13 protein-coding genes are annotated in these 12,433 nt (G+C 66.3%); 10 read left to right on the forward strand and 3 right to left on the reverse strand.

The genetic code is table 11. From position 1 onward, the window contains the following. The first annotated feature begins 45 nt into the window (after window positions 1-45). From AC07PT_RS04125 to AC07PT_RS04155, 7 genes are all read left to right on the forward strand, one after another. Window positions 46-1,449 (forward strand): MATE family efflux transporter, encoded by a 1,404-nt coding sequence (locus tag AC07PT_RS04125; protein ID WP_494655863.1) that lies wholly within the window; start codon window positions 46-48, stop codon window positions 1,447-1,449. Continuing rightward, window positions 1,385-1,741 (forward strand): GIY-YIG nuclease family protein, encoded by a 357-nt coding sequence (locus AC07PT_RS04130; protein ID WP_494655864.1) that lies wholly within the window; start codon window positions 1,385-1,387, stop codon window positions 1,739-1,741. Before AC07PT_RS04125 ends, AC07PT_RS04130 begins: the two co-directional genes overlap by 65 nt. After that, on the forward strand, window positions 1,738-2,085 hold the full coding sequence (locus AC07PT_RS04135) for a MarR family transcriptional regulator (protein WP_494655865.1): 348 nt from the start codon (window positions 1,738-1,740) through the stop codon (window positions 2,083-2,085). Before AC07PT_RS04130 ends, AC07PT_RS04135 begins: the two co-directional genes overlap by 4 nt. 359 nt (window positions 2,086-2,444) lie before the next feature. Beyond that, a complete protein-coding gene (gene leuA, locus AC07PT_RS04140; protein ID WP_494655866.1) occupies window positions 2,445-4,142 on the forward strand; it encodes a 2-isopropylmalate synthase in 1,698 nt (565 codons plus the stop codon). Beyond that, a complete protein-coding gene (locus tag AC07PT_RS04145; RefSeq protein WP_494655867.1) occupies window positions 4,139-4,639 on the forward strand; it encodes a GNAT family N-acetyltransferase in 501 nt (166 codons plus the stop codon). The genes leuA and AC07PT_RS04145 overlap by 4 nt, the downstream gene beginning before the upstream one ends. A 112-nt stretch (window positions 4,640-4,751) precedes the next feature. Beyond that, window positions 4,752-5,636: an HDOD domain-containing protein gene (locus AC07PT_RS04150; RefSeq protein WP_494655868.1), complete on the forward strand. Its 885-nt coding sequence runs from the start codon at window positions 4,752-4,754 to the stop codon at window positions 5,634-5,636. 215 nt (window positions 5,637-5,851) lie between these two features. Continuing rightward, window positions 5,852-7,195 carry an MATE family efflux transporter gene (locus tag AC07PT_RS04155; protein ID WP_494655964.1) on the forward strand — a complete coding sequence of 448 codons (1,344 nt, stop codon included), beginning with the start codon at window positions 5,852-5,854 and terminating at the stop codon, window positions 7,193-7,195. A 21-nt stretch (window positions 7,196-7,216) separates the two neighbouring features. Here AC07PT_RS04155 and AC07PT_RS04160 read toward each other — a convergent pair whose 3' ends face one another. Beyond that, window positions 7,217-7,894, reverse strand: coding sequence for a GntR family transcriptional regulator (locus tag AC07PT_RS04160; protein WP_492349463.1), 678 nt, complete (start codon window positions 7,892-7,894; stop codon window positions 7,217-7,219). A 117-nt stretch (window positions 7,895-8,011) separates the two neighbouring features. On the opposite strand from AC07PT_RS04160, the gene AC07PT_RS04165 reads away from it, so the two are divergent. Genes AC07PT_RS04165 through AC07PT_RS04175 form a run of 3 tightly spaced genes read left to right on the forward strand, consistent with a single transcriptional unit; the run spans window position 8,012 to window position 11,560 of the window. After that, the gene (locus AC07PT_RS04165; RefSeq protein ID WP_494655869.1) at window positions 8,012-9,709 is read left to right on the forward strand and encodes a thiamine pyrophosphate-binding protein; all 1,698 of its coding nucleotides are present in this window, start codon (window positions 8,012-8,014) and stop codon (window positions 9,707-9,709) included. A 37-nt stretch (window positions 9,710-9,746) separates the two neighbouring features. Then, the gene (locus AC07PT_RS04170) at window positions 9,747-10,727 is read left to right on the forward strand and encodes a tripartite tricarboxylate transporter substrate binding protein (RefSeq protein ID WP_494655870.1); all 981 of its coding nucleotides are present in this window, start codon (window positions 9,747-9,749) and stop codon (window positions 10,725-10,727) included. 11 nt (window positions 10,728-10,738) lie between these two features. Next, window positions 10,739-11,560 (forward strand): VOC family protein, encoded by an 822-nt coding sequence (locus tag AC07PT_RS04175; RefSeq protein ID WP_494655871.1) that lies wholly within the window; start codon window positions 10,739-10,741, stop codon window positions 11,558-11,560. 128 nt (window positions 11,561-11,688) lie between these two features. Here the strand turns inward: AC07PT_RS04175 and infA are convergent, their stop codons facing one another. Both infA and AC07PT_RS04185 read right to left on the reverse strand, forming a co-directional pair. Continuing rightward, window positions 11,689-11,943 carry a translation initiation factor IF-1 gene (infA, locus tag AC07PT_RS04180; RefSeq protein WP_019573714.1) on the reverse strand — a complete coding sequence of 85 codons (255 nt, stop codon included), beginning with the start codon at window positions 11,941-11,943 and terminating at the stop codon, window positions 11,689-11,691. A 15-nt stretch (window positions 11,944-11,958) separates the two neighbouring features. Beyond that, complete coding sequence (locus AC07PT_RS04185; protein ID WP_027474877.1) at window positions 11,959-12,177, reverse strand: DUF6566 family protein; 219 nt, start codon at window positions 12,175-12,177, stop codon at window positions 11,959-11,961. Between the last annotated feature and the right edge of the window lie 256 nt (window positions 12,178-12,433).

Consider the following 12,433-nt stretch of genomic DNA (forward strand, 5'->3'; position numbering starts at 1 on the left):
GCAGCGCTGCGGGCACACGCACGCCCGCGATTCACAAGGCCCCCCATGAACGAGCGAGAAATGCCAACCCCCGCCGGACCGACGCCGACACTGCGCACGCATTACCTTGCGCTGCTGACTCCCCTTATCCTGACGCATGCGCTGCAAAGCGCGGGCGGACTGCTCGATGGCTTCTGGCTCGGACACCTGCTGGGCGTGATCGGCATCGCGACGGCCGCCTCGTTCTTTCCCGCGTTCTTCCTGCTGCTGTCGCTGATCATCGGGCTGAGCTCCGGCGCAACCATTCTTGCGGGACAAGCATGGGGCGCATGTGACGCAACGCAGGTGCGGCGCGTGGGTGCGACGGCCTTCGCGGCTGCGCTTGGGGTCGGGCTTGCGGTCGCGGTGGCGGGTGCGTGGTCTGCACCGTGGTTGATGCAGGCTCTCGGCACGCCGCCGGACATCTTGCCGGCCGCGATCCGCTATGCGCGCGCCATGTTGCTGGTGACGCCCTTCGTGTTCGTCGCATGGGCGGGCGTGTCACTGAGCCGCGGCACCGGCGACGCGCGCTCGCCGATGTGGTCCTTGCTGGGCGCGACGCTGGTGGGCGCGGTGTGCACGCCGCTGTTCGTTGCGGCCACGCCCTTGGGCGCTGCTGGCGTGGCTGTCTCGGTGCTCGTTGCACAGCTGGCTGCACTTGCCGTGTTGATCTGGCGCTGGTGTCGGGACGGCCATCCGCTAGCACCCGGCGCCGGATGGCAGCACTGCAAGCCAAGTGCGGTGATCGCCCGACGCATGCTGCACATCGGTCTGCCAGCCGCATTGCAGATGCTGGCGATGGCTTTTGCTGAGATCGTGTTGCTGGGCCTGGTGAACCGCCATGGTTCGACCGCTACCGCCGCCTATGGCGCGGCAACGCAGGTTCTGAGCTGGGTGCAGTTCCCGGCGATGAGCCTGGGCATTGCCGCGGCGATCTTCAGCGCGCACGCAGTCGGCGCGGGACGGCGCGAAAGGGTGTTGGCGATCGTGCGTACGGGGCTGCGTTTGAACGCCCTGGTCACCGCGCTGGTCGTTGGCGCTGCGCACCTGCTCGCGCCATTCGCGCTGCGCGTGTTCCTGGAGCCTGGAGCCGTGCTGGAACAGGCTCTCACCATCGTGCGCACCGTCGCCTGGAGCAGGGTACTGCTCGGATGGAGCCACGTGCTGGTCGGCGCGATGCGCGCGAGCGGCGCGGCGCTGGTGCCGGCACTCCTAAGCCTGGCCGCGATCGTAGGCATCGAATGGCCCCTTGCCGTGGCGCTGGAAGCGCGCTTCGGCCTGGCAGGTGTGTTCTGGGCTTGTCCTGCCGCGTTCCTCGCCATGCTGGCGCTGCACGGCCTCTACTACCGTCACAAGGAGAAAAAAGATGGACTATTCCGCCAACCAGGCGTCGCGCTCGGCGCGACGGGCCGCCGCGCGCCAGGTGCGTGACAGCTTCCCGCCCATGGGCATCTACGCCATCCGCGACCGAGCGGGCGATCACCTGCTGCTCGGCGCCAGCCGTAACGTGTACGCGGCGCTGAATCGCGCTCGCTTCGAACTGCGCATGGGTCAGCACGCAGACCGCAAGCTGCAGGCCGGGTGGAATTGCAGCGGCGAGGACGGACTCGCCTTCGAGGTGCTGGAACTCGTGAAGGAACGCCAGGATGAGAGTTTCGACTATGCGGGCGAACTGAAAGCGTTGGAGCAGATTCACCGCGAACTGCAAGGGCTGGCACCATGAGCGAAGAAGCCTTGCAGGCCTGCGTGGATCGACACCTGGAGCACTCGGCGATCGCGTTCAAGCTCGACGATGAACTCGGCACACATCACGGCCTGTCGTGGACCGATTTCGTGCTGCTGACGGTGCTGGATGCCGCCGGCAGCGCTATGCCCACGGCGGCGCTGGCACGCAGCTTGCGGATGTCCGCCTCGCACTTGCTGCTTCGGCTGCTGCCGCTGGAGAAGACAGGGCTGGTTGAGCGCACGGCAGATGGCGATGGCAAGCGCCACGTCGCGCTGCGTGCAACGGGCCGGCGCCTGCTGCACGAGGCGCGAGGCACCGCCACAAGGGCCTGCGCGCCCTAATTTGCGGGCGGGCGCCCCCCGGCCCCGGGCGAAAGCAGGCGCTACGTCGAAGCGGCTATCGCAGCGATAGGCAGGGTACGCAGGCCCTTAGAAAAAAGCTGTGATAGCATTTCGCCCATGCAACGCCAGCAATCCACCACCCTGACGCTAAGCCTAGTGCTCGGCCGGGGTCTGCTCGCGTTCGTGTCCTGAGCTTCGCGCTCTTCCAAGACTTCCCCCTGACCCCGGCCCACGAACCAGCCTTTGCCTAGCGCAAAGGGCTGCAGGGGATGTCGTCGCCTTCTCTTAGTTTTCTTTGTTTCGACCCTTGCGGCCGCGCCCGGACACCCCGGCGCCGCCAACTGTTCGTGGAGCCCGACATGATTGCCAACCCGTCTGCCAAGTACGCCCCTTTTGCCCCGATCGCCCTCGCTGATCGCCAGTGGCCCTCGCGCACCATCACCCAGGCCCCCTTGTGGTTGTCCACCGACTTGCGCGATGGCAACCAGGCCTTGTTCGAGCCGATGAACGCCGAGCGCAAGATGAGTCTGTTCATGGAGTTGGTGCGCATCGGCTTCAAGCAGATCGAGGTGGGCTTCCCAGCCGCCTCGCAGACCGACTTTGACTTTGTGCGCAAGCTCATCGAGGAAAAGCTGATTCCCGATGACGTGACCATCATGGTCATGACCCAGTCGCGCGAAGACCTGATTGCCCGCACGGTGCTGGCCGTGAAAGGCGCCCCACGTGCCATCGTGCACCTGTACAACGCCACCGCACCCGCCTGGCGCCGCATCGTGTTCGGCATGAGCGTGCCGCAGGTGATGGGCCTGATTGCCCACCACGTGGGCTACCTCAAGCAGCTCACCGACGCGCAGCCCGACACCCGCTGGACCTTGCAGTACTCGCCCGAGACCTTCAGCGCCACCGAGCTTGAAGTGTCGCTCCAGGCCTGCCACACGGCCATCAACACCTGGGGCGCGGGCCCGGGCCGGGAGGTGATCATCAACCTGCCCACCACCGTGGAGAACGCCACCGCCAACGTGTTTGCCGACCAGATTGAATGGATGCACCGCCACCTGGTGCCACGTGAGCACATTGTGTTGTCGGTGCACCCGCACAACGACCGGGGCACAGGCGTGGCGGCGGCCGAGTTCGCCATGATGGCGGGCGCCGACCGGGTGGAAGGCTGCCTGTTCGGCAACGGCGAGCGCTGCGGCAATGTGGACATCGTGACGCTGGCGCTCAATCTGTACACCCAGGGCGTACACCCTCAGCTCGATTTTTCGGACATTACCGCCGTGGCCCGTGTGGCCGAAGAGTGCACCTCGATCCCGGTGCACCCCCGCCACCCCTATGCAGGCGACCTGGTCTTCACGGCGTTTTCGGGCTCGCACCAGGATGCGATCAAGAAGGGTTTTGCCGCCCAGGACCCGAACGGCCTGTGGGAGGTCCCTTACTTGCCGATCGACCCGGCCGACCTCGGCCGCACCTATGACAGCGTGATCCGGGTGAACAGCCAATCGGGCAAGGGCGGTATCGCCTTCTTGCTGGAGCGCGAGCGTGGCGTGGTGATGCCGCGCCGCATGCAGGTCGAGTTCAGCGCGGTGGTGCAACGCCAGACCGATGCCAGCGAAACCGAGATCAATGGCGAAGACATCTGGACCTTGTTCCGTCACACCTATCTGCGCGGCAGCAGCAGCGGCACCGATGCCATCCAGTACCACGGCCACACTCTGGACAGCAGCGGCCAGGGCATCGAGCTGGACCTGAGCATCCAGGGCGTGCGCCAACGCCTGTCTGGTCAGGGCAACGGCCCGATTGCCGCCACCGTGGATGCCTTGGGTCTGCCGATGCGGGTGGACAGCTACGAAGAACGCGCCACCGGCAGCGGTGCCGATGCCCAGGCGTTGGCCATCGTCGAGGCCGCACTCGAAGGCGTGGCCGGCAGCGGCTTTGGTGTGGGCATGAGCCACAACATCGTGACCGCCTCGATCCAGGCCGTGATCAGCGTGGCCAACCGCTTGCAGGAGCGTCGCCCGGCGCGGGATGCCGAAACGAATGCCAAGGTGGACGCATGAGCGCGCGCGAGCCACAGAGTGCCTTGGCCTGGCCCATCCGGCCCGCGGGCCCGGGTGACACCGATGCGATCCAGGCCCTGATGGTGGCTGCCACCATCCGCTCGATCTGGCCCACGCTGGAAGCCAGTGCCCGTGATCGGGTGCTGGCGAGCTACGCGCGGGCCGGGCTGCGCCAGCGCCTGGACGATAGACAGCAGCCGTTCTGGGTGGCGCTGGACGCCGAAGGCGGCGACCCCTGCGGCGTGATCGCCCTGCAGGGCGTGCGCAAGGTGCAGTACCTGTTCGTGCGCCCACGCTGGCAAGGCCGGGGCATCGCTCGTGCCCTGTGGCAGGTGGCGCGCGAACACGCACTCCAGCAGCAGGCCGACACGGCACCGTTCACGGTGAATGCCTCGCTCAATGCGGTGGCGGCCTACGAAAAGCTGGGCTTTGTGATCGATGGGGCGGCTCAGGAAGAGGCCGGCTGGCGCTGGCAACCCATGCAAGCCCGGGTCTGACAACCCGGGCCGTCGAACACGGGAGGCCAGGGTAAGCACGGTCCCACGAAGACCTTGACCTGCGGCAGTCACAAAATGACACTAGCCGGACTCTCCCCTGCCCAATCCACCGATGGACATCACCGCCCCCCACGCCAGCGATGAAACGCCGGCCCCCGTGTTCCTGAAGTGGCCTTTGCGCGACCTGCGCACCTGGGTACGGCACTTCATGCGGGCCGAAATTCCGGTGCTGGCCAGCACGGCCCAGGCCTTGGAGGAACTGCGTGCCCGCGAGGACGACATCGGGCCTGGCGACCTGGGGCCGGTGCTGCGCACCGACCCCTTGATGACGGTGAAGTTCATGGCCCATGTGGCGACACTTCGCCGCGATGAAGACGACACGGAAACCGAGAGCATCACCAGTGCGCTGGTCATGACAGGCATCACGCCGTTCTTCAACCGATTCGGGCCACAACCCACGGTCGAGGATCGCCTGCGTGAACAGCCCGAGGCACTGGAGGCCCTGTACGAGGTGCTGCAACGCAGCGAGCGCGCGGCCCATTTCGCCATGGCTTTTGCGGTGCACCGCAGTGACACCGACATCGACATGATCCACGAGGCCGCCTTTCTGCACGACTTCGCAGAGTTGCTGATGTGGTGCCATGCGCCTGACCTGATGCTGCAGGTGCGCCATGCCCAGCAACGCGACCCGGGTCTGCGCAGCGTGCTGGCGCAGCGCAGCCTGCTCAATGTCGAACTCGACGACCTGCGTCAGGCGCTGCTGCGCCTGTGGCACCTGCCCCGGCTGCTGATCCGCATCAGTGACGGCAAGCATGCCGATCACCCCAGTGTGCAGAACGTGGTGCTGGCCTCACGCCTGGCCCGCCACACCATGAAAGGCTGGGACAACCCGGCTCTGGGCAGCGACATCGAGGAACTGGCCAAGCTGCTCAACGCCAGCCCACGCGTGACGCTGGCCTTTCTGCACAAGGTCGACTCTGCAGCCGCCCCAGGCTGATCGGCCTGCCGTCCAAGCCCCCCTGATCCGGCGCGCGCGGACCCGTGTCTTGCGCGCGCCAGCAGGAAATGGACAAGTCACCCATAATTGATGCATATACATCTATTTAAGCCAAGGCCCTTCGGTCCGTTGGCCATCGAGACACCATGCATCCCAGACCTGCCCTGGCCACCGCCACCACCGCCGCTACGGCGGCTCCCACCCAGCCCCCAGCCATGGACCCGCGCACCCGGCTGCTGCTGGAAGGGCCGATCGCGCCCACCTTGCTGCGCCTGGCCGCTCCCAATGTGGTCGTGATGGTGGCCCAGGCCGCCGCTGGACTGATCGAAACCTGGTTTGTGGGCCGGCTGGGCACCGATGCGCTGGCGGGCATGGCGCTGGTGTTTCCGGTGGTGATGTTGATGCAGATGATGTCGGCCGGCGCCATGGGCGGGGGCATTGCCTCGGCCATTGCCCGGGCGCTGGGCGCCCATCGGCGCCACGATGCCCACGCGCTGGTGTTTCATGCGCTGGTGTTGTCGGGCCTGTTCGGCCTGGCCTTCACGGCGGCGGCGCTGCTGGGTGGAGCCCCCCTGTATGCCGTCATGGGCGGACAGGGAGGGTCGCTTCAAGCCGCGCTGACCTACTCGAACTGGGTGTTTGCCGGCGCCGTGCTGGTGTGGTTGTTCAACTCGCTGGCCTCGGTGATCCGGGGCACCGGCAACATGGCCCTGCCGGCTCAGGTGATCAGCGTGGGCACGCTGCTGCTGCTGCCGGTGTCACCGCTGCTGATTTTCGGCTGGGGCCCGGTGCCGGCCATGGGCATTGCCGGCGGCGCCCTGGCTCTGCTGCTGTATTACGCAGGCGGCTCGGTGGCGCTGGGTCTGTGGTTGCTGTCGCCCCGCAGCCTGCTGCGCCCCACCTGGGCCGATGCGAGACTGCGCTGGCCTTTGTTCAGTGACATCTTGCGCGTGGGCCTGGCCGGTGCAATCTCAACGGTGGCGACCAATGTGGCCATCGCGATAGCCACCGGGTTGGCCGGGCGCTTCGGGCCTGAGGCCATTGCCGGCTATGGCACGGCATCGCGGCTGGAGTACCTGCTGGTCCCGCTGGTGTTTGGCTTCGGGGGGCCGCTGGTGGCCATGGTGGGGACAGCGGTGGGGGCAGGGCGGCGTGACCGGGCCTTGCGCGCCACCTGGATCGGGGCGGCCATGGCGGTGACCCTGTGCGAGCTGATCGGGCTGGCAGCGGCGGCCTTTCCACACGCCTGGTTGTCGCTGTTCGACAGCGATGCCGGCATGCAGGCGGTGGGGGCGCAATACCTGCGCATCGTGGGGCCGGTGTATGGGCTGTTCGGCCTGGGTCTGATCCTGTACTTTGCTTCGCAAGGGGCGGGGCGCCTGCTGTGGCCGGTGCTGGGCAACATCGCCCGGCTGGTGATTGCAGCGGCGGGCGGCTGGTTGGCCTGGCGCGCCGGCTGGGGGCTGGCCGGGGTGTTTGCGGCCCAGGCTTTGGCCTTGGCTGCCTATGGCGGCATCAATGCCGCAGCCATCGCCAAAGGGGTGTGGTTCAGCGACTGAGCCGGTGCCGCCGGCCTTGCATCAGGCGGCTTCGAGACGGGCCAGCGCCAGGCGGATGGCCTCGGCAATCTGGTCACGGCGCAGGGCAATGTGCTCGCTCAAGCCTTGTTCGGCCGCCGCCGCATCGCGACGGCGCAAGGCCTCCAGGATGGCCTGATGCTCTTGCTGGGTGGAGTCACGGCCCACGTGCTCCATGTCAATCCAACGGATGAAACGGATGCGGTCGTTCAGGCTCGCCAGCATGCGCTGCAACTCAGCGTTGCCCGACATGGCGGCAAGACGCTGGTGAAAAGCTTCGTCGAGGGCAACCAACTCAGCCATGGGCGTATCGGCAGGCACGCCACGGCTGTGGCTCAAAAAAGCCTGTGTTTCATCCAGTTGCTCGGGGGTGCCACGCAACAGGGCCAGGCGCAGGCATTCGCGTTCCACCGCCACCCGCGCCTCGTACAGATCGAGCGTCTCCTGCACATCCAGCGGGCGCCGCATGAAACCCCGCGAGCAGGGCTGCAGAAACCCCTCGGTCACCAGCCGGTTGAGTGCCTCGCGCACGGGGGTTCGGCTGACACCCAGGCGGGCCGCCAGTTCAATCTCGCTCAAGCGTTCGCCCGGCTTGAGCTGGCAGCTGATGGCCATCTCACGCAAGGTATTGAACACACCGCTGCCGCGTTCGCGCCGGATCGAGGAAATGGGGGCTTTCATGGGTCTGGATTGTGCCTCTGGACGCGTCGCCTGATTTAAGTATACTTAAATCGAAACATGCCTTTCGAGGCCAACCCGCTGCTGGCAGCAGCCCCACTTTCACGCAATGGATGGTCCATGAGCTCTTCTTTCAACGGCGCCGACGGCCTGGTGCGCATGCTGCAACTCAATGGGGTGAAGCACATCTTCGGCCTGTGCGGTGATACCAGCCTGCCTTTCTATGACGCGATGGCCCGGTTGGACCACGGCATCGACCACATCCTGACGCGCGACGAACGCAGTGCCGGCTACATGGCCGACGGCTATGCCCGGGTGACTGGCAAGGTGGGCGTGTGCGAAGGCCCCAGTGGCGGCGGCGCCACTTACCTGTTGCCGGGCCTGGTGGAAGCGAATGAGTCGTCGGTGCCGGTGCTGGGCATCACCTCCGATGTGTCGGTGGGGGCCCGTGGCAAGTTTCCGCTGACCGAATTGGATCAGCAGGCGCTGTACAAGCCGCTGACCAAGTGGAACACCACCATCGACCGGGTGGACCAGATCCCCGGCGCGGTGCGCAGCGCCTTTCGGGCCATGACCACGGGCCGCCCCGGGGCGGCCCACATCGCCTTGCCTTACGACGTGCAAAAGCATGCGCTCGACCCTGCCGATGTCTGGGCCCAGCCCGGGCACGACCACGTGCCGGCCTACCGCAGCGCGCCCGATCCGGCGGCCATCGAGCAGGCGGCCGAGCGCCTGGTGGCCGCTCGCTCCCCCGTGATCATCTGCGGCGGCGGGGTGGTGATTGCTGGCGCCTGCGAGGCCCTGGCCACCTTGGCCACCCACCTCAACGCGCCGGTGTGCACCACCGTGAGTGGCCAGGGCAGCCTGGCCGACACGCACCCCCTGAATGCCGGGGTGGTGGGCACCAACGGCGGCGTGGCCGCCACCCGCGCCGTGGTGGCGCAAGCCGACCTGGTGCTGTTTGTGGGCTGCCGCGCCGGCTCGACCACCACCGAGCACTGGCAGATGCCGCCGCGCAGCGTCACCATCGTGCACCTGGACGTGGACCCCATGACCATTGCCACCAACTACCGCACCGACGTCGCTCTGGTGGGCGATGCCCTGCTGGGCCTGCAGGCCTTGGCAGCCGCGGTGGCCCAGCGGGCCGCCCGGCGACCGGCTGATGCGGCCGATGGCCGAGCCCTGGCCGCACGGGCACGGGCTGAAAAGCAGGCTTTCTTTGCCCCGCTGGCCGCTTCGCTGGACCGCCCGATCAAGCCCGAGCGGGTGGTCGATCTGCTCAACCGGCTGCTGCCGGCCCGGGCCATCGTGGTGGCCGATCCGGGCACACCTTGCCCTTACTTTTCGGCCTACTTCAATGCCCCCCAGGCAGGGCGGCATTTCATCACCAACCGGGCGCACGGCGCGCTGGGCTTTTCGATGTCAGCCGGTGTGGGGGCGGCCTTCGGGCAGCCTGACTCGGTGGTGGTGTCGGTCATGGGTGACGGCAGCTTCGGCTTCACCTGCGGCGAACTGGAGACCATCGTCCGGCGCAACGTCCCGCTGAAGATGATTGTGTTTTCCAACTCGGTGTATGGCTGGATCAAGGCCAGCCAGAAGACGGGCTATGAACAGCGCTATTTTTCAGTCGACTTCAACCGCACCCAGCACGCCCGCGTGGCCGAAGCCTTTGGGGTGAAGGCCTGGCGGGTGGAAGACCCATCCGAACTCGAAGCCGCGCTCAAGGCCGCCCTCATGCACGACGGCCCCGCCCTGGTCGACGTGATCTCGCAGGAATTGCAGGACACTGCCGTACCTGTCAGCCAGTGGATGGGTTGACCCCTCTCCAACATTGCCACCCACCAGGAGTCTGCCCATGTCCGACCTCCCTCTGCACCGCCGCCACGCCCTGAGCCTGCTGGGCGCAGCCGCCCTGGCGCTGTCGCCCGTGGCCCGAGCCGACAGCGACACCCCGCTCAAGCTGGTGATCACCTTTCCACCCGGAGGCAGCACCGACATCGCGGCGCGCATCCTGCAGCCGCGCCTGTCCGAGAAGCTTGGCCGTCCCGTGGTGATCGAAAACCGCCCGGGGGCCGCCAGCCAGGTGGCCACGCAATACGTCGCCAAATCAGCCCCCGATGGCAACACCCTGCTGGTCAGCTTCGACACCCATGCCATCAACCCAATCGCCAAACCACGCCTGCCGTACGACACATTCAAGGATTTCACGGGCGTGTCGCTGGCCTTGCGTTTCCCTTTGGTGATTGCTGCATCGGCTTCAGTACCGGCGCGTGATCTGCGCGGCTTCATCGAAGCGGCCCGCAAAGCGCCCGGGAAATTCAGCTATGCCTCCACCGGGCTGGGTTCGATGAACCACCTGGTGATGGAAGACCTCAAGCGGCGCGCCGGCATCTTTGTGCTGCACGTGCCTTTCGGCGGCGGCGGCCCGGCGGTGCAGGCCGTGCTCGGCGATGTGACCAGCCTGACCCTGCTGAGCTATGCCGCGCTGCGCAGTCAGATTGCAGCCGGCAAACTCAAGGCACTGGCCGTCACCGGGGCACGACGCCTGCCGGAACTGCCCGAGGTCCCCACCGTGGCCGAATCGGGCTATCCCGGCTTCGAGGCCTATTCGTGGATCGGGATCTTTGCCCCCTCGGGCACGGCCGCAGCCACGGTACGGCAACTGACCGACGCTTTTCAGGCCACACTCAACAGCCCGGACATCCACCAGAAACTCAGCCAGGCAGGTTTTGAGGTGATGGCCACCGACGGCCCAGCCCTCGACCGCCACCTGAAGGATGAATACGAACGCTGGGGTTTGTTCGTGCGCCAGACCCATCTGAAACTCGACGACTAGAAAGAACCGCCATGCCCCTGCCACTCGATCACATCGTCATTGCCGTGCACAGGCTGGATCAGGCCATCACCGACTACCGGGCGCTGGGCTTTCAGGTCTTGATCGGTGGGCGGCACAACGGACGCACCTCGCACAACGCGCTGGTGGTGTTCCAGGACGGCAGCTACCTGGAACTGATCGCCTGGGAGGGCCCAGCCCCCCAGGAGCGCTGGTACAACACCTTGCAAAATGCCGGCGAAGGCCTGGTCGACTTCGCCCTGCTGCCCGGCGACACCACCGAGGTGTTGAACGCGGCGCGCGCCCGTGGCCTGCTCAGCCTGGAGGGCCCCTTTGACGGCGCCCGCCTGCGCCCCGACGGGGCCCAACTGCGCTGGCAGACTGCGCGCCATGCCAGCCCCGACCTGCCTTTTCTGTGCGGAGACATCAGCCCGCGGGCGCTGCGGGTGTCCGAGTTGCCAGCCGATCGTTTGCACCCCAATGGCAGCCTGGGCGTGGCCAGACTGGACATCGCCGTGCAGGCCTTGCCAACCTCGCTGACACGCTACCAGGCCTTGTTGGGCCCCGATCTTCAAGCCAGCCCTGTGTTGCTCGACGAAGGCGTGCAGCAAATCAGCCTGTTCTTGGGGGCCACCGAGTTGCGCTTGCAAAGCCCTGCCCCGGACGAGGCGGGCAATGCACGGGCCCAGGCACTGAAACACCGCCTGACCACACGCGGCGAAGGCCCCTGCACCCTGGTGTTGCGCGGCGAACCCGCAGCCCAACCGGTCGAACTGCCTTTTGAACTCAGCCACGGTGTGGCCCTGAGCTGGGCATCGCCACTGAAGCGTCCCTGAAAACACGAAACCCCACGCCAGGTGGGGTTTGCAACCACGCCCGCACGCAAGGCAGACTGGTCATGGATGGCCTGACAGCTCAATCGCTGAAAGACCTTGGGCTGAAGCGACTCAGCCCTTGGCAGCGATCAACGCGGACGGCGCGGCACCATCGGGCCACGGCCTTCGATGTGGCGGAACTTGATGCGGCCCTTGCTCAGGTCATAGGGCGACAGTTCCAGCGACACCTTGTCGCCAGCCAGAATGCGGATGTGGTTCTTGCGCATCTTGCCGGCCGAATAGGCAATCAGTTCGTGACCGTTGTCCAGCGTGACACGGAAACGCGTGTCAGGCAGCACTTCGTTCACAACACCCATCATTTCAATCAGCTCTTCCTTGGCCATGGTGCTTTCCTTTAATTACGGTGTCAGGAGTTGAGGGCGCGCAAGGTCGCGTACCCATTGGATGCCCTGTTCGATGGCATAGCCCGAAGCAGCGGCACGTGTCGAAAACTGGGGGGTGAAACGCATCACCCGGTCGGTACTGGCGCTGCCACGGCCACTGGCGATGGAAACCTGGGAGGCAAAAGCGCCGTCTTCCAGTTCGCGGGCGCAGGCAGCAATTCGGTACTTGCCCATCTGAATGGGGTCTGAAGCAGTTGTTGAGTTCGAGTTGAAAATCATCAAGGGGTTGAAAAGACCTGGGTCAGCTGTGACCAAATGGTCCCGGACAAAAAATACTGGCAGCCCCAAATGCCTAGGGAGCCCGTCCTGAACAACCAGAGAACCCGGCCACAACTGGCGCGAACCCGGCAACGCGCCAGCAGTGGCAGCGTCAACAGAAGGGGAAAGCCGCCAGCGCCCCGCATGGTGCGTGAGCTGACGGACACGCCAC

This window comes from Curvibacter sp. GW821-FHT09D12 (assembly GCF_059416245.1).